Raw genomic sequence first — 23,799 nt, 5'->3', positions numbered from 1 at the left:
GCCATGTCAGTGGTTAACCATCGAAGTGCGGTGGGGCGGTGGGGCGGTGGGGCGGTGGGGTGGGTGGTGGGAGGATGGCGGCATGCGGGAGTCGACGGGGTACGACGTGAACGGGCTGCGGGGAGCGTTTGCGGGCGCGGGGTACACCGTGGATGGGGTTGCTGAGCGGCTCGGGGTGGAGGCCAACGGGGCGTTGGCGCGGAACGAGACGGCGCCGGCTGCTCGCCGTACTGGGTCGGGGGATGCGCTCGACACGATGATCCGGCTGTTCTTGTTGCAGCGGGTCGTGCCGGAAGCCCTTGTCAGCAAGGCGTTTCCGGGTGTGGATCTGGTTGCCCTGGGCATCGTTGAGGTTTCGGCGGGTGAGGCTCGGGCTGTGCTCGATATCCGGCCGTTCGTGGAGGATGAGCGAGAGTGGTGGGTGGTTGCCGACCTCACCCCGGGGCTCGATGGACGGCGGGCGCCGATGCGGCCCGACTACGTGTTGGGCATCGCGCCCGCCAGCCTCAGCCTCATCCACCTCACCGTGCCGATCAAGGCCGACCGGGCGCTCGACATCGGCACCGGCTGTGGCATCCAGTCGCTCCACCTCGCCGACCGCGTCAACCAGCTCGTCGCCACAGACGTCAACCCACGTGCCCTCCAGCTGGCCCGCTGGACGGCCGCCCTCAACCACCTCGACCTCGACCTCCGCGACGGCAGCCTGTACGAGCCGGTCCGCGGCGAGCGGTTCGACCTGATCGTGAGCAACCCGCCGTACGTCATCTCGCCGCCCGGCGGAGACCTGACGTACCGCGAGACGGGGTACGCCGGCGACGCGGTCGTCGAGCAGCTGATAAGGCAAGCGCCTGACCACCTCACCGACGGCGGCTGGTGCCAGCTGCTCGCCAACTGGACCTGTGTCCGCGGGCAGGACTGGCAGGACCGCATCGCCACCTGGACGGCGGACCGCTCCGCCTGGGCCGTCCAGCGCGAACAGCTCGACCCGTCCGAGTACGTCGAGCTCTGGCTGCGCGACGCCGGTCTCCACGGCTCGCCGCAGTACACCAGCCGGTACGACGAGTGGATGCGCTACCTGGAGGATCAGAGCGTCGAAGCGATCGGCATGGGCTGGATCACCCTCCACAACGTCGCAGGCACCCTCGACGCCGAGCCCTGGCCGTACGAGATCGAGCGCCCGATCGGACCGCACGTTCTGCACCGCTTCGAACGTCTGGAAGGCCTCCCCGCCGATCTGACCGCTCTGCACCTCCGCGCGGCCGACGACGTCATCCAGGAGACCACCGGTCAACCGGGCGCCGACGACCCCGCCACGATCGTCCTGAGGCGCCAGCGTGGCATGCGCCGGGCAGAGCAGGTCGACACAGTCCTGGCCGGCTTCGTCGGCGCGTGCGACGGCGACCTGAGCACAGGCCAGATCCTCGCCGCCCTGGCCGACCTGATGGAGCGCCCGGTGGTCGACGTACTCTCCGAATACCTTCCGCAGGTCAGACGCCTCGTCACAGAAGGCTTCTTGAACTACTGAGCAGTCCTCCGACGCCGGCGCTTCTCGGCGTACATCCGCCGGTCTGCCTCGGTCAGCAGGTCAGCGACCGACGTACCGTCGGTGCTGCTCGCCTGCCCGACGCTCAGCCGCAGCATCGCGAACCACGGCGCCTCCGCCCGCGCCGCCTCCCGGTCCGCCGCGATCCTGATCCGCTCGACCAGCTCCGGCGCGCCCCGCTCGTCCGGGTTGTCCAGTACGACGACGAACTCGTCCCCGCCCGCCCGCGCCACCACATCCTCCGCACGGCACTGCTCCGACAGCAGCTGCCCGACACGTCGCAGCACCTCGTCCCCGCACGCATGCCCGTAGCTGTCGTTGACGATCTTCAGGTTGTCCACGTCGATCGCGATCACCCCGACCGATCGGCCGGAGTCGCGCGCCACCGACATCCGCTCGTCCAGCGCACGCCGATTGCCCACACCGGTCAGCGGATCCTCCCGGGCCGCCCGCCACTCGGCATCGTGCCGGATCGAGAGCTCGTGGTTGGCCAGCGCACTCCGTACGGCGTACAGCCCGCGCAACCGCTCCGCCCACCACCCTCTGCTGATCGCCCGCGCGTACTGCAGCCCCGTCGACGCACCGGCGTCACCCGACGCGGCCACGATCTGTACGGCGGTGTGGCGGATCAGTGCCTCCACCGGCGGATCCGACGTCGGCGGCAGATCACTCGCCGACCGGCCCGCGGCCTCCATCGCATCGTCGGTCCGCCCGAGCGTCAGGTAGGCCCTGGCAAGGTAGGCGCCCGCGATCGCGGCGAGCTCGAGATCGCCGAGCTTCGCCAGTTGGTCGCGGCAGTCCTTCAGAATCACTGCCGCCTGGGCCGGATCCCCGGCATCGTTGCTCGCCGCCAGCCACATCCGCCCGGCCATCGGCCAGTACCCGAGCAGGTCGGCCGCCAGGATCACATCGACCGCCTCACCCGCCCACCGGTGCGCCGCCCGCCGACGCTCGCGGATCTCCCCGTCGTACGATGTGTCGCCGAGCCGCTCGAGCTCGTGCGCCCAGCGCAGGTTGGACTCGGCCAGGTTGAGCCGGTTGATCGCCGGCGCCTCGGCCAGGCCGAGCGGATCGTGATCGCCCTCGGCGGCGAGCTCGAAGTGCGGGATGCACAGCTCGTAGAGCCGGAGCAGGTCGTAGGCGTAGCCGAGACCGGTGTGCGCCCAGGCGGCCAAGCCGAGATCCCTGGTCCGCGACAGTGCGTTCTCCGCCGCGACCAGGTCAGCGACCGAGTCACCACCCTCGCCGGTGCGGATCAGGGTGACGATCCGGAGCGCGATCGCGTTCGCCTCCCAGCCCGGCTCGTCGATCGCGCGGGCGACCCGGATACAGGCGTCGACGGCGTCCAGTGCCTCGACCGAGTCGGTGGCGTGATGCGCCGCGACAGCTCGCACGTACTCGGCCGCCGCCCGCTCGTGGGTCGGCTCCGGACCCAGCTCGGCAAGCAGCTCGTTGAGCTCCAGCGCGGCCTCGGCCGGACCGCCCGACTGCGCCAGCGTCATCGCTGCCGCGATCCGCGCAGTCACCCCCGACGTCTCGCGCACCACACCTCCCCTCACTGCCTTGCTGCCGGTCACTTGTTGCGGCGTTTGTCCTCGTACAGGCGCTGATCCGCGCGGGCGACGAGCTGGTCCACACCGAGACCTTCGGCGGTCGCGGCGTACCCGAGACTCAGCCCGAGCCGGCGCAGCCACGGTTTCTCCGTCGCCGCCGCGATCGCCTCGACGGCGACCCGGATCCGCTCGGCCAGCTGGGCGCCGCCCTTGGCGTCGGGCTGGTCGAGGACCACGAAGAACTCGTCGCCACCCGATCGAACCACGGCATCGGTCGCTCGCGCCTGTTCTACCAGGAGATTTGCCACAACCTGCAGCAATTCGTCCCCGCAGGCGTGCCCGAAGGTGTCGTTGACGATCTTCAGATCGTCTACATCGATGGCCAGCAAGGTGACCGCTCGCCCCGAGTCGCGGGCCGCGGTCAGTCGCTCTTCCAGGGCGCGGCGATTGCCCACGCCGGTCAGCGGATCCTGCCGCGCCGCGTGCCACTCGGCGTCGTGCCGGGCCGGCAGATCGTGCACCGCGAGCGCATGCCGTACGGCGTTCAGCGCCCGCTGCCGCTCCTTCCACCAGCTGCGCGCGACCGACCGCGCGTACTCCAGCCCGGCGTGGGCGCCCGGGTCGCCGTCGGCCGCCTCGATCTCCGAGCGGGTCTGCAGGACCAGAACATGGGTCGATGGGTCAGCCATCGGAATCAGGTCGTCGGCCGCCCGGTCCGCTGCGGCCTTGGCCTCCTCGGACTTGCCCTGTGCCTGCAGCGCCCGGGCCAGGTAGGCGCCGGCGATCGCGAGCCGCTCGGTCTCACCGAGCTTGCTGATCTCGTCGCGGATCTCGGTCAGGTCGGCGACCGCCTGGTCCGGATCCTCGGCGGTCGCCGCCGCGGCGAGCCACAGGCGGGCGCTGAGTCGCCAGAACTCCTGGCTCTCGTCGTCGACCACCACTCGCGCGGCCTCCCGCGCCCAGTACGCCGCGGACGCCAGGCGCTCCTCGATCTCCCTTGTATACAAAGGATCACCGAGCCGCTCGAGCTCGTGCGCCCAGCGCAGGTACGTCTCGGCCAGGTTCAGCCGATCGATCGCCTCGGACTCGGCCAGCTCGAACACGTCGGCGTCGAGCCCGGTCGCGAGCTCGTAGTGCGGGATGCACAGCTCGAACAGTCGTAGGACGTCGTAGGCATAGCCCAGGCCGGTGTGTGCCCAGGCGGTCAGTCCTGGATCCTTGGTCCGGCTGAGGGCTGCTTCGGCCGCGACCAGATCGTTCACGGTGTCGCCGCCGCGGCCGCTGCGGGCCAGGTTGATGATGCGGATCGGGAGCGCGTTCGCCTCCCAGCCGGGCTCGTCGATCGCGCGGGCGACCTCGATACACGCGTCGACCGCCCGCAGGGCCTCGTCGGCGTCGCTCGCGTGGTGGGCCGAAACGCCGCGGACGTACTCGACGGCGGCCAACCGGTAGCTCGGCACCGCACCCAGCTCGGTCCGGATCGCCTCGATCTCGGCCGCCGCAGTCGCATGCCCACCCGACTGGGCGGCGGTCATCGCGGCGGCGATCCGGGCGGTCAGCACGTCACCCGTCGCCATCTCGCCAATCCCCATACCGCCGACGGCCCTTCCCCTGTTCCGTCACCCGCACTTCGGGCCGGACCGCCCATTGTGACCACCCACCCCGCATCCTGTCACGACCCGATCCGGCCAACGACCACCTAGTGCCACAAAGACACTACTCACGAGAACCATCAGTGCCGCAATTTGCCTTGCTCTCAGGGGCAGGGTTCTAGGGTCGGCGGGTGAAATTCGCCGTCACTTACAGCACTCCAGCGCTGGGGATGGATCCGCAGCGGCTGGTCGAGTTCGCGCAACACGCGGAGGCCTGCGGGTTCGAGGGGCTGTACGTGCCTGAGCACGTCGCGCTCTACCGCGGGGCGTCCTTGAGCGGCTTCGAACTGCCGACCACGCTCGAGTACGCCGATCCGCTCGACCTGCTCATGTACGTCGCCGCGTCCACGCAACGTCTCCTGCTGGGTACCGCAGTACTGCTGCTGCCGTACCACCATCCGGTCACCCTGGCGAAGCGTCTCGCCACGGTCGACGTGCTGTCGAAGGGGCGGATGCGCTTGCTGACCGTCGGCCTGGGCAGTTTGCCGGGTGAGGCGCGCGCTGTCGGCGTCGACTTCGCGACACGTGGTCGCCGTACGGACGAAGCCATCGACGTACTGCGTCTGCTGTGGTCGGGCGGACCGGACGGGGTGAGCTATTCCGGCGAGTTCTTCGAGTTCGAGGACCTGACCAGCTACCCGCATCCGTTGGCCCCGCTCTCCATCCACATCGGCGGCTCCAGCCGAGCCGCCGCCCGCCGAGCCGGCCTCCGCGGCGACGGCTACTTCCCGGGCGGCAACCTCTCACCCGCCGAACGCGCAGCCCAATGGGACCTGGCCCGCGAAACCTCCACCCGCGACACCCTCGAATACACCCGCTGGGCCTCCACCGACCTAACACCCGAAGCCCTCAACTCCTACGAGCAGCAGGGCGTCACCCGCCTGGTAATCAACCCCCCATCCCTGGACGCCCTAACCGCCTTCGCCCACCGCTTCAACCTCACCTAACCCGCTCCACAGCACACGTCCTGTTGGCCGCTCCACGGGTGATAGGGCTCGGGATACGCGGACCCCGCCGGTGACCGTGAACAAGTAATGCCGTGTCCACACCCCCCACTGGGTGTCCACAGTCCCTGCTGGGCGTCGCCGTGATGCGGTTTGTGCCGCCGCGGAGCGGTGTCGTCTACACGGCGGCTTGGTTCGTGAAGGTGGCTTGGAGTTGGACGGGGAGGGCTTCGACGCCGTACACGATGGAGAAGTCGCGGAAGCGGAGTTGTTCCTCGGGTACGGCGAGGGACAGGTCCGGGAAGCGGTGGGCCAGCGCGGTGAACGCGGCGCGGAGCTCCATCCGGGCCAGTTCGGCGCCGACGCAGCGGTGCATGCCGTGGCCGAAGGCGAGGTGGGCGGACGACACCGTACGGCGGGGGTAGAAGTCCTCGGCGTCCGCGCCGAAGATCTCCTTGTCGCGGTCCGCGCCGGACAACGACACCGCGACCAGGTCGCCCTTCTTCACCTGCTGGCCGAACAGCTCCTGGTCGTGCCGCGCGAACCGCGGGAACGCGACCTGCACGACCGTCAGGTACCGCAACAGCTCCTCGACGATCCCGTCGACCGAACCGGGCTCGGTCCGGATCAGCTCGAAGTTCTTCGGGTCGCGCAGCAGCACCAGCGTGCCGAGCGCGAGCATGCTCGCGGACGTCTCGTACCCGCCCAGGAACACCCCGTCCGCGAGACCGCCGAGCTCGATGTCGTCGATCTCGTCGCCCTGCTCGCGAATGATCGACCCGATCAGCCCGTCGCCCGGGTTCGTCCGCTGCTTGCGCACGATCTCGAACAAGAAGTCCCTCGACTCCGAAGCCGACCCGAACACCCCGATCCCGCCACCGGACAGGTCGAACCGGGCCGGCCCGAGCGCGCGGAACCGGTCGCGGTCCTGCTCCTCGACGCCGAGCAGGTCGGCGATCAGCAGGAACGGCACGTTGAACGCGAAGTCGGAGACGATGTCGACGACCGGCCCCTTGGCCTCCATCAGGTCGAGCTGGTCGTTGACGATCTTCTCGATCGCCGGCTCCAGCCGGGCCAGCTTGCGCTTGGTGAACTCGGGCGTGAGCAGCTTGCGCAGCCGGGTGTGGTCCGGCGGGTCGGTGAACCCGAGCCCGCCGATGCCCTCGGACGGCTTGTTCGGGTCCGAGCCGACCAGCGGCCGGATGTCGTTGCTGAAGTTCGTCGTGTCGGCGAGCACGGCCTTCGCCTCGGCATGTCCGCTGACCACCCACACGTTCAGCCCGAACAGGTGGGCCAGTTTGTGCACCGGCTCGGCCTCCCGCACCTGCGCCAGCGCCGGCACCGGGTCGAGACCCTGCCGGCGCAGCGGCATCGAGACCGAGCTGGGGAACATCCGCATCTTCGACAGGTCGAGACCACCCTTGCGGGTGGTCCTACTGAGAATGCGGTTGCCGACCCATCTCTTCAGGTATGTCGCAACCATGACTTCCACGCGCCCTCTCTAGAACCCGCTGCCCCCGACGGCTTTGTAGCTCAAAGCTAACCTCGCCGGGGACCAGATCTGATGGTGTTGGCACTACTCAGGTAGTGGCGTTGGCACCACCATGGGAGGGGGCCATGGCCTGCCAGCAGAGACCTTGTCACGGACGAGCCCTCCACTGCCACCTGACTTCACCTGTACTCCGCCCTGGTCCTCGACATGCCGTTGCTCGGGGAGGATTCAGGGAAAATCAAGACGAAAGTCGGATGCGTCGTACCTCATCAGGTCGTTGCCCCGAGCCTGCATCACCTGAGCGCGTTCAGAGATAGTACGGCGTGACGATCCGGAACACGTCGGCCAGCTTCGTCTTGACCTGGTCGCGTCGCGGGATCGGGGTGAGCTTTTTCTCATCCCCGACCCGGAGACCGTGATCGGCCAGCACGTACAGCACCCGCAACGTCCGGATGGTGTTCGTCACCTGAGGGGTGATCCCTTCGGCCGGCGGATTCGACAGCGCCCGGATCGCCGGGTCGAGCCAGGACTCCGCGTCGGCCTCGGTCAGGTCGTCGCGGGTCAGCGTCGCCGCCAGCGCGTACCCGAGCCGGTCGTCCTCCATGTCCCGCAGCACGTACGGCGTCGGCGTCAGCAACCGCCCGATCCCGAGCCGGAGCATCTGCACCGGCTCCACCGCGGGATGCAGCCCGAGCGTCCCGAGCAGGTCGGCGCCGTGCGCGATCGCATGCAGCCAGCCGAGCTTCTCGTCGTGCCCGCGCAGATCCTCCTCGGCGACGTACCAGCGCTCGAACGGCGGCACCCAGCTCGGCTCGAAGACGCCTGCGGAAACGATCGAGTCGAGGATCAACGGCGCGAACGTCCGTACCTGGATCTCCGGGTCGCCGAACCGCGGCACCATCTCGTCGCCGAGTGCCCGCAGCTGGTCGGCCGTCAGCACGCCGCGGCCGATCCAGGTCGCGAGTACGGCGTACCCGTGCCGGTCCCGGACGACGGGATCCGGGGATCTCAGCATGCCCACCAGCTCGGCCACCATCTCGCCCGTGGAGCGGCCCTCAGGGACCGCGTAGCCCGCCTCGCGCACCTGCGCCCAATCGGTCATGCGCGGCACCGTAGACGGTCTGCGGGGCCACTCGCCAGCCCTGACCGGAAGGAGAAAACGGCCCGTGGTTCATCCGGTCTCCCGGATGCACCACGGGCCGTCGCGGCCAGGACCCCTCAGCCCGACCGGGCCCCATGCCCCGGCCAGGGCCCCTCAACCTCGGCCGGGGTGGCTTGTCTACGCGTCGCGCTTGCTCGCCGAGAAGAGGGCGATCGCCATCAGCGCGGCGGCCCAGCCGGCGAAGTACAGCAGCGCCCACCACGGGCCCAGGGCGAAGTCGCTGCCCCCGGCGCCCGCGCCGGCCAGACCGAAGTCCTGGCCCTGGTTCAGGAACGAGCTGCCGTTCGCGAACGGCGCCCACTTGGCCAGGTCGTCGCCGACCTTCGGGATCAGGGTGACCAGGTTCTCGACCAGCAGCGGCCAGAGGATCAGGATCGCGATCGCACCGGCGCTCTGCCGGATCAGGATGCCGACCGCCACCGCGATCACCGCGGAGATCGCGAAGATCAGGCCCTGACCGGCCAGCAGCCGCCACTCGGCCGCGGTGTTGATCGACAGGTCGGCGTTGCTGGCGAACAGGCTGCCGACGGCCCACGCGCCGAAGGACGCGATCAGGCCGATGACACCGGACAGGAACGCGACCACCGCGGTCTTGCCGAGCAGCAGCGCGGCGCGCTGCGGGACGGCCTGGAAGCTGGTCCGGATGGTGCCGAACCGGTACTCCGTCGTGACGGCCAGCGCGGCCATCACCATCATCACCATCTGGCTGAGCTGTGCGCCCGGCTGGGTGATGAAGATCGTCGCCTGCTGCTCGTCGGCGCCCTTGAGGAAGCCGGTCGTCAGCGCCGCGAACCCGACCGTCAGCACGGCGGCGACGATCATGCACCACCACGGCGAGCGGGTGGAGAAGAGCTTGATCCGCTCGACAGTGATCACCGACATGTCAGTTGTCCTCCTTCGGACCCGCGGCCACCTCGGCGCCCGACGGCGCGTCGAGCTGGGTCACGGCAGCGATCTCGTCGTGCGCGTGGTACTCGACCGAGTCACCGGTCATCTGCATGAACGCCTGCTCCAGCGAACCGCGCTGCAGCGTCAGCTCGTGCAGCACGATGCCGTGCGCGGCGGCGGCCTCACCGATCTGGTCGGTGGTCAGATCGCCCTCGACGAACAGGACCTTGCCCTCGTTCTCGACGTCCTCGATCCGGGTGACCATCTGCTGCTCGTGCAGTACGCCGGCCAGCTGGTCGAGCTGCGGCGTCCGGACCTTGACCGTCGTGCCGCTGGCGCGGTCGACGAACTCCTGCGTCGTGCTCTGCGCGATCAGCTTGCCGCGGCCGATGACGACCAGGTCCTCGGCGGTCAGCGCCATCTCGGACAGCAGATGGCTGGAGACCAGCACGGTCCGGCCTTCGTCGGCCAGCCGGTGCATGAAGGTACGGATCCAGACGATGCCCTCGGGGTCGAGGCCGTTGACCGGCTCGTCGAACAGCAGCACCTCCGGGTCACCGAGCAGCGCGCCGGCGATACCGAGCCGCTGCGACATACCCAGCGAGAAGGCGCCGGCCCGCTTGTTCGCGACCGCGGACAGGCCGACCATCTCCAGGGCCTTGTCGACGGAGTCCTTCGGCAGCTTGTTGGACGCCGCCATCCAGGTCAGGTGAGCGCGCGCCGAGCGGTTCGGGTGCACCCACTTCGCGTCCAGCAGCGCGCCGACCTTCGTCAGCGGCTTGTGCAGGTCGCGGTAGCGCTGCCCGTCGATCGTGACCTCGCCGGACGTCGGGGTGTCGAGTCCGAGGATCATCCGCATGGTGGTCGACTTGCCGGCCCCGTTCGGGCCGAGGAAGCCGGTCACCTTCCCCGGTTTCACCTCGAAAGACAGGTTGTCAACGGCAACTGTTGCGCCGTATCGCTTGGTGAGGCCCTTTGCCTCGATCATCGCCGTACTCCTCTTTCGGTGGCGCACCTGGTTTTGGACTGTGTAGCTCTCAGTATCGAGGTCACCGGGGTCCTGATCATCGGACCCCGGGCGGATCCGGTGTGTCCACCCGTGGGTTGATTCTGCCGTCCGCCCGACGCCGCCTGCTATCGGTTAAAGCCCTGACCACGACCCCGACGATCCCCTACTCACGGGGTTCACCACATCAGCCGAAAGTCGACAGCCTGCCGTACTTCGGTCTGCCTCAGGTGGAAGTGACTACCAAACGGCTCAGACCACCGGGACGCCGTACAGCACCAGGTTGTGGGAGTACCGGTGCGCCTTGTGGTCGTATGCGCCGGTGCAGGTGACGAGCACCAGTCGAGGCTTCCCAGCACCCTGGAAGAGGTCTGTCGGTAGAGCAGTCTGCGGATAGACGCGACGAGCCACGATCTTGTACCGGTGCACGTCGCCATCCCCACCGGTCACCGAGACTTTGGCGCCGATCGGCACTTCCGACAGTCCGGCGAACACGCCGAGCCCGGCGCGCGCAGTGTCCACGTGGCCGGCCAGCAGTACGGTGCCGCCGTCCGAGCCCGGCGCCGCACCGGCGGCCCACCAGCCCACGGCGTTCGGCGACGAGGGCATCTGCAGCTGGCCATCGGCACCGGTCGCAACGGCCTGCACCGGCGCGTTCGCAACACCCTGCAGCTTGACCCGGACCGGTGGAATCGCAGCCTCCCGTTCCGCGGCAGTCGTCCCGGCCTTCGGAACCTGTCCGCTGTCACCGGGATGCCCTCCGAACACCATGACCAGTCCCGCTCCGACCAGAGCCACTCCGAGGAGACGCCGGCGCATGGAGATCGCTTTGCCGAGCAGGAGGATGACTCCGATGCCGAGGAGGACCAGGGCGGCCCGCGAACGCGCCTTCTGGGCGTCGGCGACCTGTCCACCGTCGCCAGTAGGTACCACTGGCTTGCTGGTGACGATGCGACAGGACCCAGACACCATGCTCAGGTGCATCTCGACCACAGGCTTGGCGCCGTCGGCCAGTGACTCGACGGCGGGTGAGGCGCTCTTCGGCAGGTCGCCCTCGATCAACCTCAGATACTGCTGGTGCAGCTCCCGCTGCAACGCGAGCCACGCCGCGTCGTACCCAGGGGTCCCGGCCTTGGCTCCGAGGGCGTCGAGCTGGTCGCGCTGGGCCAGTGAAGGCAGCGTCGCCAGCTTGATGCCGAATCTGCCGGCGAGCTCGGACTCCTGCGCGGCAAGCCGGCGATGGTCGCGTTCCATTACCGTGCCGACGCTTCGCACGCACGAGCTCTGGCCTTGGGCATTCGCCGCGTGGGCGGCCTGGATGATCGTCAGATTGAGCTGGTGGGCGGTGTTGAGGTAGGTGACATCCGGCGTCGCGGCGTCGGCCGGCTGCGCGGTTGCCGCCAGGCCCGCCAGGACCAGCAGCAGCAAAGCGATCGCCCGCCGGGGAGACATCGGCACTGCCACCTCCCAACGGACGTTTTCGTCGTACCGACGACAGTAAAGCGGTGACCCGTCCGGGTCCAGACATGCGGAACGGCCCGCCGATCAGATCGGCGGGCCGCTCCATCAGGTACTGCGAACTACGCGGCCGCGTTCACCTCGGCCGGGGTGTCGGAGATGACCGACTCCCGGCGCTTGGAGACGTAGACCGCGGCGGCCAGGATGACCACCGCGACGACCGCGATGATGATCCGGAGCGCCTTGTTCGGGTCGTCGCCGATCGCGGACATCCCGACGACGGCCGGAGCGATCAGTACCGAGACCAGGTTCATCACCTTGATCAGCGGGTTGATGGCCGGACCGGCGGTGTCCTTGAACGGGTCGCCGACAGTGTCACCGATGACGGTGGCCTCGTGCGCGGGCGAACCCTTGCCGCCCCAGTTGCCGTCCTCGACGAGCTTCTTGGCGTTGTCCCAGGCGCCACCGGAGTTGGCCAGGAAGACCGCCATCAGCGTGCCGGCGCCGATCGCACCGGCCAGGTAGCCGGCCAGGGCCGCGGCGCCGAGGCCGAAGCCGACGGCGATCGGCGCGGTGAGCGCCAGCAGACCCGGCGTGGCCAGCTCCCGCAGCGAGTCCCGGGTGCAGATGTCGACGACCTTGCCGTACTCCGGCTTGCCCGTCCCCTCCATGATCCCGGGGATGTCGCGGAACTGGCGACGGACCTCGTAGACGACCGCGCCGGCGGCGCGGCCGACGGCGTTGATGGCCAGACCGGAGAACATGAACACCACGGCCGCACCGAGGATGATGCCGACCAGCGTGCCCGGGTTGAAGACCAGTGCGTCGGCCTCGAACTTCGGGTAGTTGTCGGCCAGCGAGGTGCGGATCGCGTCGGTGAACGAACCGAACAGCGCGGTCGCGGCCAGTACCGCGGTCGCGATCGCGATGCCCTTGGTGATCGCCTTGGTGGTGTTGCCGACGGCGTCCAGCTCGGTGAGGATCTGGGCCGCCTCGCCGTCCACGTCACCGGACATCTCGGCGATGCCCTGCGCGTTGTCGGAGACCGGACCGAAGGTGTCCATCGCGACGATGACGCCGACGGTGGTCAGCAGACCACAACCGGCCAGCGCGATCGCGAACAGCGCGACCACACCGGAACCGCCGACCAGGAAGGCGCCGTACACGGCCGCCGCGATCACCACAGCGGTGTAGACGGCCGACTCGAAGCCGACCGAGATGCCGGACAGGATCACGGTCGCGGCACCGGTCAGCGAGGTCTTGCCGACATCCTTGACCGGCTTGTCCTCGGTGCCGGTGTAGTAACCGGTCAGGGCCAGGATGACGGCCGCGAGCACGATGCCGATGATCACCGAGACGGTGGCGATCAGGCGCGGGTCGCCGTCGTAGGCGGCGATCGTCCCGGTGGCGCCGGTCAGGTCCTTGAAGCTGCCCGGCAGGTAGACGAAGGCTGCCACCGCGCAGAGCACGGCGGAGATGATCGCCGAGATGTAGAACGCCCGGTTGATCGTGCGCAGACCGTTCTCGCCGGTGCGCGGGCGGGTCAGGAAGACGCCGATGACCGCGGTGATCGCGCCGATGGTCGGGACGATCAGCGGGAAGATCAGGCCCTGCTCGCCGAACGCGGCCTTGCCCAGGATCAGCGAGGCCACCAGCATCACGGCGTACGACTCGAACAGGTCGGCCGCCATACCGGCGCAGTCGCCGACGTTGTCACCGACGTTGTCGGCGATCGTCGCGGCGTTGCGCGGGTCGTCCTCGGGGATGTTCTGCTCGACCTTGCCGACCAGGTCGGCGCCGACGTCGGCGGCCTTGGTGAAGATACCGCCCCCGACACGCATGAACATGGCGAGCATCGCGGCGCCGAAACCGAAGCCCTCGAGCACGGTCGGGGCGTCACCCTTGAAGAAGAACACCACTGCGGCGGCGCCCAGCAGGCCCAGGCCAACGGTCGCCATACCGACGGTGCCGCCGGTGCGGAACGCGACCCGCATCGCGGGGTTCCGGCCCTCGTCGCGGGCGGCCGCGGCGACCCGGACGTTGGCGCGCGTCGCGAGCCACATGCCCAGATAGCCGATCGTCGCGGAGAAGCCCGCGCCGATCAGGAAGAAGATCGAGCGCCAGATCTTCAGCGCCGTCCCGTTGTCGCCGTCACTGTGCGCGGGCAGCAGGAACAGCAGCAGGAAGGCGACCACGGCGAAGATGGACAGAGTCCGGAATTGCCGGTTCAGATACGCCGAGGCGCCTTCCTGAACCGCCGCGGCGATCGTCTTCATGTTCTCGGTGCCATCGTTCGCGGCAAGCACCTGGCCCCGGAAGACCATCGCGATGACGACCGCGAGGATCGCGATCACCCCGACGACGATCACCAGTGTGGTGTTGCTCGACGAAAGATCCACCGCTTGTGGCACAAGCCGTGCGGACATCCGTCCTCCTTGTAGGCAACCCATCCAGGCGTGACGGCCCCCGTCTGCCGCAACCGAAGGGTTGGGGAAATACGACACAGCGCCAATGGACTGGCGCGGTGGGCTACTCTAACGGGTTCCCGACCAGACCTGACGACAGGGTGGTCTACGCCATACCCGGGTGCCTGAGCAAGCAGCTCACTCTTCGTAGCACCGGGGACACCTTTTCGCTTCGATTCGCCGGCGTCAGATCGCCGAGGCGACGTCCGGATGGATGTCGAAGACCTTGGTCAGGCCGGTGATCCGGAAGATCTTCAGCAGCCGTTCCTGGGTGCAGACCAGGGACAGTGATCCGTCGTGGGTGCGCACCCGTTTGAGTCCGCCGACGAGAACGCCGAGGCCGGTGGAGTCCAGGAACTCCACGCGTTCCAGGTCGACGACCAGGTCGTAGACCCCTTCGTCGACCAGCGCGGCGATCTTCTCGCGGAGCTTCGGTGCGGTGTAGACGTCGATCTCCCCCGCTACCTCGATGACGGTCCGCCCGCCCTCGGCGCGCGCGGTCAGCGACAGATCCACTTCGGCCTCCGATCCCGTGAACTGCTGCATTCAACCATGTACGGACCGTGAGTGAGACCCGCTACCGAAAACTCTTTCATCTCGTCAGACCGAAGTCGATTCCCCTCCGCAAAAAGCCGTGTGCATCCGACCGTGCACGAAGCACGTGCACGCTCAGTTCGTTCTCAGCAGATTGCTGTCCGTGCCGCGCACTAGGCTCACGGTATGCGTGCAGGTGGTGAGGCGGAGGCTGTCCTGAAGCGCCTGGCCGCTGGTCGCGACGACCGGTTGACGCACGTCGAGTCCGTGCCGCCGCGGCTGGGTCAAACGTGCGATTGGCCGCGCTGGGTTCCCGACGAGGTGCTCGGCCAGCTGCGTGACGCCGGGATCACGGCGCCGTGGACCCACCAGGTCGCCACGGCCGAAGCGGCGTACAGCGGGAAGCATGTCGTTGTGGCGACCGGGACGGCGTCGGGCAAGTCACTCGGCTATCTGCTGCCGGCCTTTGCCACGTTGAGCATTGCGCAGGCAGCGTCCCCACATCGCCGGACGGCCTCCTTGTTGTACCTGTCTCCGACCAAGGCGCTGGCCCACGACCAGCTCCGCGCGGTCTCGTCTTACACGGTGCCTGGCCTGCGGGCGACGACGCTGGACGGAGACTCCGAGCGGACGGAGCGCGACTGGGCGCGCGACCACGCGACGTACGTGCTCAGCAACCCGGACATGCTGCACCGGTCGGTCCTGCCGAATCACCAACGCTGGGCGCGTTTTCTGGGCTGCCTGCAGTACGTCGTGGTCGACGAGTGCCACCACTACCGCGGCGTCTTCGGTGCACATGTCGCCGGCGTACTGCGTCGGCTGCGGCGGGTCTGCGCGCAGTACGGCGCTCATCCGATCTTCATCTGCGCTTCGGCCACCGTTGCCGAGCCGGCGGTGTCAGGCGAACGTTTGACCGGCCTGCCGATGGTGGAGGTACTCGAGGACGGCTCTCCGCGCGGTGGCATCGCCTTCGGCCTCTGGGAGCCACCGCTCACCTCTCTGCGTGGTGAGAACGGCGCACCGGTACGCCGTTCCGCCACAGCCGAGGTGGCTGACCTGTTGAGCGATCTGGTCGTCACAGGTGTCCGGACTGTCGCGTTCGTCCGTTCGCGGCGCGGTGCGGAGTCGGTAGCGATGACAGCCCGGGACAACTTGGCAGAGATCGACCCGACGCTGACCAACCAAGTGTCGGCGTACCGGGCCGGGTACCTGCCGGAAGAACGCCGACGGCTCGAGGGGATGCTGCAGAGCGGTGAGCTGACTGGTGTCGCGGCTACCAATGCGCTTGAGCTGGGCATCGACATCGCCGGACTGGACGCCGTACTGCTGTCTGGTTGGCCCGGCACGCGCGCATCGCTGTGGCAGCAAGCTGGGCGGGCAGGTCGAGCCGGCGGGGACGCGTTGGCGTTGCTGATCGCGCGCGACGACCCGCTGGACACCTATCTGGTGCGCCACCCGGGTGCCATCTTCGGCCGACCGGTCGAGGCGACGGTGTTCAACCCGGAGAACCCTTATGTCCTGGGGCCACAGCTGTGCGCGGCGGCACAGGAGGTTCCGCTGACCCCGGACGACTTCGAGATCTTCGGCGAGACGACGCCGCGGATCATCGCCCAGCTCGTGCAGCAAGGCGCGCTGCGGGAGCGGCCGCACGGCTGGTTCTGGACGCGCCGGGAGCGCGCTGTGGACGCCATCGACATCCGGTCTGCCGGTGGGAAGACGGTTCAGATCGTGGAGGACCAGACGGGTCGTCTGCTCGGGACGGTCGACGGCGGCTCGGCGCACTCGTCGGTCCACGAAGGTGCCGTGTACGTCCACGCCGGCGAGTCGTACTTGGTCAGGTCACTGGATCTCGAGGAGCACGCCGCTGTCGTCGAGCCCGCCTCGCCGGACTACACGACGTTCGCACGGGACACGACCGAGATCAGCATCCTGGCGACCGAGGAGACGTGCAACTGGGGTAGTGCGGAGTTGTCACGCGGCTGGGTGAAGGTGACGAGCCAGGTCATCTCGTACCAGCGCAAGCTCATCGCGACGGGCGACGTACTCGACGAGCAGCCGCTGGACCTGCCCGAGCGCACTCTCCGGACCAAGGCGGTCTGGTGGACGATGCCCGACACCGCGGTCGAGGCGCTCGGGCTGGGCGACGTGCCGGGAGCGGCCCACGCCGCCGAGCACGCGTCGATCGGCCTGCTGCCGCTGTTCGCGACCTGCGACCGGTGGGACATCGGCGGCGTGTCCACAGCCCGGCACGCCGACACCGGCCGCCTGACCGTCTTCGTGTACGACGGCCACCCCGGCGGGGCCGGATTCGCCGAACACGGGTACGCCGCGGCGCGCGAGTGGTTGACCGCGACACGCGAGGCGATTGCACACTGTGAATGTACGGACGGCTGCCCGTCGTGCGTACAGTCGCCCAAGTGTGGGAACCAGAACAACCCACTCGACAAGAGCGGCGCGGTGGCGCTGCTCTCCGAATTGCTGAGCAGTGAGAGGGGGTCTGGGGACCGTGAGCCGTAGCGAGCAGGTGCTCGGTGGGGTGCCTCGGTGTGCTGGAGGCGAGGGTTCGATGCGGAGCATCGTGCCCTCGCCTTCAGTGCAGCGAGGTGCGCCGCCGAGTGCCGCGCAGTAGGCGCACGGTCCCCAGACCCCCTCTAAGCCTGAAGGGCCGGCCTGAAGCCGGCGGAAAGGCAGCTTGCCATGGCCGTCCTTGGAATTGTTCTGATCGCCCTCGCGGTGCTCTTCGGCCTCGGGGTCTCGGTGTCGTCGACCGAATCCACCAAGCTCGAGGTGTTCGGTGTCGACTTCGGCGTCTCGGTGCCGACCCTGTTCTTCCTCGGCGCCCTCGCCGGCGCCGCACTGATCGTCGGGCTGTGGCTGCTGAAGAAGGGGCTCGGCCGGGGCTACCGCCGGCGTAAGGAGATGCGCGAGCTCCGCGCCCAGGCATCGACCACGCCGAGTGACACCGTCGGCGGCGAGATCACCGAGGGTGACGCCTCCAAGCCCACTCTGGAGACCACTGCGGATACACCGGCGGACGAGCGTCTGGCCACCGAGCAGGAGCTCGCCCCGGACCCCAATGACACCAAACAGCCGCACTGACAACTCTGTTGCCTATGGCATCAACTAACTCGCTGAACTACCGGAACATCACCGAATTGCCGTAATATCTCGATCACCTCACAGCGGTCGCACGGCGACCCGGCAGCCCGATTTCGATGCCTTGCGCAACGAGATCGGGATGGCAGTTAGTTGCCATTGGCATCAAGTTTCGCGAGATCGGCATAACCTCCCCGGTCGCACCTGTGCCTTACTTGTTGTGGCGTCAACGTCGCGCTGAGTCACTGCCGGCGTACCGGCATGCGCACGGGGTCCCGACGACCTGACGCTCGTTGCGATAGCACGACCTCTGGAGGTTGTCTTGATCATCCGTAAGCTGTTCAGCCGCACCGGCGTGGCAGTACTCGCGGTCAGCGTCGCACTCGCCACCGCCGTACCGGCCCAGGCTGCCAACCCCGTCTCCGGCGGTTCGAAGGCACCGGGCGTCACGGTGGGCGTGGCACAACAGATCGCCACCCGCTCCGACACGCGCTACTGCCTGACGTTCGTCGCGGCCGCCAAGGTCCCGATGGCCGTCATGATGGCGTGTGCTCCAGGTAAGGAGGGCAAGACCCAGGAGTGGATCTACACCGAGTCCGGCCAGCTGCAGGTCGCGATGAGCAAGAGCGTCGGTGGCGCCCTTGCGACGACCGGAGCCTGCCTGGACAGCGGTGCGGACCTGGCGAAGGTTCCGGCCGCCGCGCCACTGCTGGTCCTGCCCTGCCGCAACGGTGACGGGCAGAAGTGGAGCTACGACGAGAACGTCGGCACGTTCGTGAACGCCGCCAGCGGTCTCGCCCTCACATCACTGCTTGGCAAGGGGAAGGCCAAGCAGGCACAACCGACCGGCAGCATGAACGCTGCCGGCACGCCGATCCAGGCCTGGAGCGGACTCCCGATCCCGAGCCTGGACATCCTGGGCGCGGTGCTGGCGCTCGTGAACGCGCTGCTGGCGTCGCTGGGCCTGGCCCTGCCACTGCCGATCGCGGGCGCGGCGGCCAGCCTGCTGACGCTGCTGCGCCCGCAGCTGCCGATCCCGGCCCAGATGACGGTGCTGCCGAAGCAGATGATGGAGCTGGCGCAGAGCTGACCCGAGGAGGTTCCAGCCAGACAGACGGCCGGCCCCGACATCATGTCGGGGCCGGCCGTTCTCTCTCCTTCGGATCGTCGTATGCCATTCAGTTGTCTCTGGTGAATCGAACGACGGGCGGTCGGTGCTCGGGGATGACGCCCGGAATCCTCGCTGCTTGCGCGTCAGCGGGAGCCCGGCGTCGTCGTCACCGCTCGGCCGTCAGGTCCGCGGCCGTCACCAGGCGGCCACGGTCACCACCAACACCAGTGATGGCAGTGATCAAGCAGGTCGTCGAGAAGGCAAGCAACTCCGTGGAGCAGCCCCATGTCTTTCACCTCCGATCCACTGAACCGGTCGGCAAGACAGTAGCTCCGAATTTCACTGTCTGTATCTACTCAACTACCTGTTGCCACAGAACCTTGAGCATCCTTTAACTCTTCCGCAATGCACACCACGGGATCCCGGCTTGACAGTCCGCGGTTGGTTGCCTATAGCACCTGACAACGTTCTTCCCCGGGTTGGGCAAAAGTCTTCACATAGTCGCCCGAGAGTGCCAATGTTTGACCGGCAGTCTCGCTGGACCACTTTTTGCTAGGAGCCCTGATGCGATCTCTCTCGCGGTTGACCACCGCCGGCGTGCTCGGCGCCGCCGCCCTCGCCCTGCTCACCGGATGCCTCGGCTCGTCCGACAAGGACACCAGCAGCGGCCAGGACGCGAACCGCAACGCCGACGCCAAGAAGGTGGAGCTGACCATCGGCTCGAACTCGGTCAAGGGCGGCAAGAGCAGCGCCGGGGCGACGTTCACCGAGGACGTGCTGATCCCGAAGTTCGTCGCCGACCAGAAGGGCAAGGGCGTCGACGTCACGGTCAAGTTCCAGGGCGACGGCTCCGACGACGAGGTCTACAAGCAGAAGCTGTCGCTCGACCTGTCGAACAAGTCCGGACCGGACCTGTTCCAGATCGACGGCATCTGGGTCGGCGAGTTCGCCCAGGCCGGGTACATCAAGCCGCTCACCGACACCGTCGGCGACGCCGCCAAGGTGAACGACTGGGACGGCTGGAAGCAGATCCCGGAATCGGTCCAGGCGCTCGGCAGCTACAACGGCAAGCGGTACGGCGTCCCGGGCGGCACCGACGGCCGGGTGCTGTACTTCAACAAGAAACTGTTCCAGCAGGCCGGACTGCCGGCCGACTGGCAGCCGAAGTCGTGGGACGACATCATCTCGGCCGGCCAGGCGCTGAAGAAGCTGCCCGGCGTCACGCCGATCCAGATCAACGCCGGCACCGCGATGGGCGAGGCGACCACCATGCAGGGCATCCTGCCGCTGCTGGTCGGCACCGGCGCGACCATCAACTCCGACGGCAAGTGGCTGGGCAACACCCCGCAACTGCGGCAGGTGCTGGACTTCTACCACCAGGTCTACAGCACCGGTCTCGGCGACCCTGTGCTGCAGAAGGAGGCCAAGGGCCGGGACAAGTCGTTCGCCGAGTTCGCGGCGAACAAGATCGGCATCCTGGGTGAGAGCGACTACTTCTGGCGCAGCGTGGTGGAGCCCAAGCAGGGTGTCGCCAAGATGGCCGACCGCGACACCGCGGTGGGCTGGGCGATGATCCCGGCCAACAAGCCAGGCGCCGGCGTCAAGGGTCAGGACTTCGTGTCGATGTCGGGCGGCGGCGCGACCGTGATCAACCCGAACACGAAGTTCCCGCAGCAGGCGTGGGAGCTGTTGCAGTTCATGAACTCCGCCGACATGGTGAAGGCTTCGCTGGACGGAGCGGCCAAGATCACGCAGCGGTCAGACGTCAACAGTGAGGTGCTGGCGAGCGACCCGATGCTGAGCTTCATCGCCGAGAAGGTCCTGCCGATCACCCAGTTCCGTCCGGGTCTGGCGGAGTACCCGAAGATCTCGGCCGCGCTGCAGCAGGCCACCGCGGACGTCGTCGCCGGTAAGAGCACAGACGCGGCGGCGACGGCGTACGAGAAGGCGGTCGAGACAGCGGCCGGCAGCAAGGACAAGGTCACCAGCAACTGATGGCCTCCGCTACTACGCCCGCGCGGGATCGTGCCCCCGCGCGGGACGTGGCCGGGCTCGGCATCGGCCGGGCCTTCGGCTTCGTCGCTCCCGCGTTCCTGCTCATCGGCGCGTTCCTGATCTTTCCCGCGGTCTGGACGATCTACATCGGGATCACCAACTACCGGCTGACCGGTGTCGAGGCCGTCTCGCCGTCGATCGTGGGATTGTCGAACTACACGAAGGCGCTGAACGACGCGCTGTTCCACAACGCGTTGTGGCTGACGCTGGTGTTCGTCCTCGGCTCCGCGATCATCGGGCAGAACGTCCTCGGGTTCACGCTGGCCTGGATTCTTCGACGGGCCCGCCCGGCGGTTCGCCGTACGGTCGAGGCGTTCACGCTGCTGGCTTGGATCCTGCCGTCGACGGTGGTCGCGTACCTGTGGGTCGCCTTCTACGACCGCGACGGCGGCACACTCAACAGCATTCTGAATACGCCGGGAACCGCGTGGCTGATCGACTACCCGATGGCCTGTCTCGTGGTGTTCAACACCTGGCGCGGTACGGCGTTCTCGATGATGCTCTACTCGTCCGCGCTGCAGGCCGTTCCGCCGTCGCAGCTCGAGTCGGCGCGCATGGTCGGGGCATCGGGCTGGCAGGCGCTGCGGGACGTAGTCTTCCCGCACATCCGCGGGCATGTGCTGACGAACACGCTGCTGATCTCGCTGTGGACGGCGAACGACTTCTCGCCGTTCCTGCTCACCAAGGGTGGACCGAACCACGAGTCCGAGACAGTGCCGGTCTACATCTACAACGTCGCACTGCAGGGCGGTGAGCTCGGCTACTCGTCGGCGATCTCGTTCCTGCTGCTGATCGCGAACCTCTTGGTCTCATTGGTCTACTTGCGGCTGCTGAGGAGGCGCTCATGAGCACGCGGTCATTGCCGCCAACCCCCTCCTTCGTCCTGCGGCGCATCGGCTTCTACGTGCTGATCTGTGCGATCACGCTGTTCTTCGCCGTACCGATGCTGTGGATCGCGTCGGCGCCGTTCGACGCTTCGCCGGGCCTCGGCGTGCATTGGCCGGACTGGACGCTGGAGAATTTCCGGAAGACGTTCGAGCATCCGTATGCGATGCACTCGATGGTCAACTCGCTGCTGATCTGCGTGACGACCGCTGTTGCGGTGACGGCCTTCGCGGCGCTGGCGTCGTACGCCTTGTCCCGGGTGCGCATCCCCGGGCGGGACGCGCTGCTGTACGGGTTGCTGCTGCTGTCGTCGGTCGTCACCGGGACGGCCGCGATGGTGCCGATCTTCGTGATGATGTTCCAGCTCGGGCTGATCGACTCCCGGTTCGGGGTCGCGCTGGTGATGACCGGCGGGTTGTTGCCAGCAGCAATCTTCATCCTGAAGGACTTCGTCGACGCGGTGCCGAAGTCGTACGAGGAGTCGGCGCGCGTCTTCGGCGCGTCCACGGTCCAGATCCTGCGCGACGTCGTGCTCCCGGTCGCACGGCCCGGGCTGGCGACCATCATGGTCTGGGCGTTCGTCAATTCCTGGGGCAACTTCCTGGTGCCCTTCCTGCTCATCCGGTCGATCGACAAGCAGCCCGGTGCGGTGCTGATGCAGACCCTCACCGACGAAGGTGGCAGTGTGAACCTGCAGGTGCTGCCCGTGTTCTCGCTGCTGTTCTCGATCCCGGTCGTCGTGCTGTACCTGTTGGTGAACTCGCGGTACGGGTTCCGCTTCCATGGAGGGATCAAGAGCTGATGGCGGGCATCGACATCGAAGGCCTGGCAACCGTCTACCCGAACGGCGTCCGCGCCGTCGACGGGCTGGATCTGCACGTGGCCGACGGCGAGTTCTTCGCCCTGCTCGGCCCGTCCGGTTGCGGCAAGACGACACTGCTCCGGACGATCGCCGGCCTGGAGGCGGCCACCGAGGGGACCGTCCGCATCGACGCGGCCGACGTCACCCGCACCGAGCCGGGCAAGCGCGGCGTGGCGATGGTCTTCCAGGACTACGCGCTCTTCCCACACATGAGCGTGTCCGAGAACATCACCTATCCCTTGAAGGTACGCCGCGTCGCCGCGGCCACCCGCTCCGAGGTCGCCACGCACACCGCGGGCGAACTGTCCTTGCAGGGGTTGTTGGAGCGCAAGCCCGCCCAGCTGTCGGGAGGCCAGCAACAACGTGTCGCTCTGGCCCGCGCCATCGCCTCCAAGGGCAAGGTGTTGCTGCTGGACGAGCCGCTGTCGAACCTCGACGCCCGGCTCCGCCTCGAGGCCCGTACGTTCCTCAAGAAGCTGCAGCGCGACCTGGGCATCACCACAGTCTTCGTCACCCACGACCAGGCCGAAGCCCTCGCTCTCGCCGACCGCATTGCCGTGATGGACTCCGGCAAGCTCCGCCAGCTCGGCTCCCCCCGCGAGGTGTTCGCCCGCCCCACCAACACCTTCGTGGCCAACTTCATCGGCTCGACCCCGATGAACCTCCTGCCCGGCAAGGTGACCTCCGCGTCGGACGGCGGTGTGGTCGCCGTCGCCGGTGGTTCGTTGCCTGCGACCACGGTTTCTGTTCCGACCGACGCCGAGGTGACGGTAGGCATCCGGCCGGAGTACCTCACCGTCGCGTCGGGTGACATCAGCGGTCCCGCCCTCCGCGGCGTCGTGGTCGTCGCCGAGAACCTGGGCACCCAGTCCCTGGTCACCGTCGACTGCGACGGCACCCTCGTCGGCGTAACCGTTCCCGAAGAGACCGAACCCTCCCCCGGCAGCGCGGTGGTCCTCACCGCCCCCGCCAGCCGAGTCCTCCTCTACGACCGCGCCACCGGCGAACTCCTGGCCCGCCAACCGGCCCCCGTCGCCTAATGCACCACCACCCCCACCACCGCCACCACCGCTCGACGCCGAAGAGCTGGGAG

18 protein-coding genes are annotated in these 23,799 nt (G+C 68.1%); 9 read left to right on the top strand and 9 right to left on the bottom strand.

Annotated elements, in window-relative coordinates:
• The first annotated feature begins 82 nt into the window (after positions 1 to 82).
• Entirely contained in the window at positions 83 to 1,525 is a 1,443-nt protein-coding gene (locus ACIA58_RS09730) for a methyltransferase (protein ID WP_396403158.1), read from the top strand.
• Here ACIA58_RS09730 and ACIA58_RS09725 read toward each other — a convergent pair.
• Positions 1,519 to 3,087, bottom strand: coding sequence for a diguanylate cyclase (locus tag ACIA58_RS09725; RefSeq protein WP_396403157.1), 1,569 nt, complete (start codon positions 3,085 to 3,087; stop codon positions 1,519 to 1,521). The genes ACIA58_RS09730 and ACIA58_RS09725 overlap by 7 nt on opposite strands.
• Before the next feature lie 29 nt (positions 3,088 to 3,116).
• Positions 3,117 to 4,673, bottom strand: a complete 1,557-nt coding sequence (locus ACIA58_RS09720) for a diguanylate cyclase domain-containing protein (protein WP_396403156.1) — start codon at positions 4,671 to 4,673, stop codon at positions 3,117 to 3,119.
• Between the two features lie 206 nt (positions 4,674 to 4,879).
• On the opposite strand from ACIA58_RS09720, the gene ACIA58_RS09715 reads away from it, so the two are divergent.
• Positions 4,880 to 5,695, top strand: coding sequence for a TIGR03619 family F420-dependent LLM class oxidoreductase (locus tag ACIA58_RS09715; protein ID WP_396403155.1), 816 nt, complete (start codon positions 4,880 to 4,882; stop codon positions 5,693 to 5,695).
• A gap of 175 nt (positions 5,696 to 5,870) precedes the next feature.
• On the opposite strand, the gene ACIA58_RS09710 is transcribed toward ACIA58_RS09715, so the two are convergent.
• The 7 genes from ACIA58_RS09710 to ACIA58_RS09680 all read right to left on the bottom strand — a co-directional run bounded on the left by ACIA58_RS09710 (position 5,871) and on the right by ACIA58_RS09680 (position 14,679).
• Entirely contained in the window at positions 5,871 to 7,175 is a 1,305-nt protein-coding gene (locus ACIA58_RS09710) for a cytochrome P450 (RefSeq protein WP_396403333.1), read from the bottom strand.
• Positions 7,176 to 7,491: 316 nt separating this feature from the next.
• Positions 7,492 to 8,286 carry a DUF2785 domain-containing protein gene (locus ACIA58_RS09705; RefSeq protein WP_396403154.1) on the bottom strand — a complete coding sequence of 265 codons (795 nt, stop codon included), beginning with the start codon at positions 8,284 to 8,286 and terminating at the stop codon, positions 7,492 to 7,494.
• Positions 8,287 to 8,463: 177 nt separating this feature from the next.
• The gene (locus tag ACIA58_RS09700; RefSeq protein ID WP_396403153.1) at positions 8,464 to 9,228 is read right to left on the bottom strand and encodes an ABC transporter permease; all 765 of its coding nucleotides are present in this window, start codon (positions 9,226 to 9,228) and stop codon (positions 8,464 to 8,466) included.
• 1 nt (position 9,229) lies between these two features.
• Positions 9,230 to 10,222 (bottom strand): ABC transporter ATP-binding protein, encoded by a 993-nt coding sequence (locus tag ACIA58_RS09695; RefSeq protein ID WP_396403152.1) that lies wholly within the window; start codon positions 10,220 to 10,222, stop codon positions 9,230 to 9,232.
• 270 nt (positions 10,223 to 10,492) lie between these two features.
• A complete protein-coding gene (locus tag ACIA58_RS09690) occupies positions 10,493 to 11,692 on the bottom strand; it encodes a DUF4142 domain-containing protein (protein ID WP_396403151.1) in 1,200 nt (399 codons plus the stop codon).
• A 128-nt stretch (positions 11,693 to 11,820) separates the two neighbouring features.
• On the bottom strand, positions 11,821 to 14,124 hold the full coding sequence (locus tag ACIA58_RS09685; protein WP_396403150.1) for a sodium-translocating pyrophosphatase: 2,304 nt from the start codon (positions 14,122 to 14,124) through the stop codon (positions 11,821 to 11,823).
• A gap of 225 nt (positions 14,125 to 14,349) precedes the next feature.
• On the bottom strand, positions 14,350 to 14,679 hold the full coding sequence (locus ACIA58_RS09680; protein ID WP_350279391.1) for an STAS domain-containing protein: 330 nt from the start codon (positions 14,677 to 14,679) through the stop codon (positions 14,350 to 14,352).
• A gap of 204 nt (positions 14,680 to 14,883) precedes the next feature.
• On the opposite strand from ACIA58_RS09680, the gene ACIA58_RS09675 reads away from it, so the two are divergent.
• From ACIA58_RS09675 to ACIA58_RS09645, 7 genes are all read left to right on the top strand, one after another.
• Positions 14,884 to 17,214 carry a DEAD/DEAH box helicase gene (locus tag ACIA58_RS09675; protein ID WP_396403149.1) on the top strand — a complete coding sequence of 777 codons (2,331 nt, stop codon included), beginning with the start codon at positions 14,884 to 14,886 and terminating at the stop codon, positions 17,212 to 17,214.
• Between the two features lie 180 nt (positions 17,215 to 17,394).
• A complete protein-coding gene (locus ACIA58_RS09670; RefSeq protein ID WP_396403148.1) occupies positions 17,395 to 17,796 on the top strand; it encodes a hypothetical protein in 402 nt (133 codons plus the stop codon).
• A 319-nt stretch (positions 17,797 to 18,115) separates the two neighbouring features.
• Positions 18,116 to 18,883, top strand: a complete 768-nt coding sequence (locus ACIA58_RS09665) for a hypothetical protein (RefSeq protein WP_396403147.1) — start codon at positions 18,116 to 18,118, stop codon at positions 18,881 to 18,883.
• A gap of 585 nt (positions 18,884 to 19,468) precedes the next feature.
• Complete coding sequence (locus ACIA58_RS09660) at positions 19,469 to 20,899, top strand: extracellular solute-binding protein (RefSeq protein WP_396403146.1); 1,431 nt, start codon at positions 19,469 to 19,471, stop codon at positions 20,897 to 20,899.
• A complete protein-coding gene (locus tag ACIA58_RS09655; protein ID WP_396403145.1) occupies positions 20,899 to 21,807 on the top strand; it encodes a carbohydrate ABC transporter permease in 909 nt (302 codons plus the stop codon). Before ACIA58_RS09660 ends, ACIA58_RS09655 begins: the two co-directional genes overlap by 1 nt.
• Positions 21,804 to 22,646 carry a carbohydrate ABC transporter permease gene (locus ACIA58_RS09650; protein ID WP_396403144.1) on the top strand — a complete coding sequence of 281 codons (843 nt, stop codon included), beginning with the start codon at positions 21,804 to 21,806 and terminating at the stop codon, positions 22,644 to 22,646. Before ACIA58_RS09655 ends, ACIA58_RS09650 begins: the two co-directional genes overlap by 4 nt.
• Positions 22,646 to 23,746 carry an ABC transporter ATP-binding protein gene (locus tag ACIA58_RS09645; protein ID WP_396403143.1) on the top strand — a complete coding sequence of 367 codons (1,101 nt, stop codon included), beginning with the start codon at positions 22,646 to 22,648 and terminating at the stop codon, positions 23,744 to 23,746. Before ACIA58_RS09650 ends, ACIA58_RS09645 begins: the two co-directional genes overlap by 1 nt.
• The last annotated feature ends 53 nt before the right edge of the window (positions 23,747 to 23,799 follow it).

Origin of the sequence: Kribbella sp. NPDC051586, from assembly GCF_044453965.1 — a bacterium.
GTDB lineage: Bacteria > Actinomycetota > Actinomycetes > Propionibacteriales > Kribbellaceae > Kribbella.
Note: the sequence above shows the minus strand (reverse complement) of the source record. Positions and strands in the feature narration are given on the sequence as shown.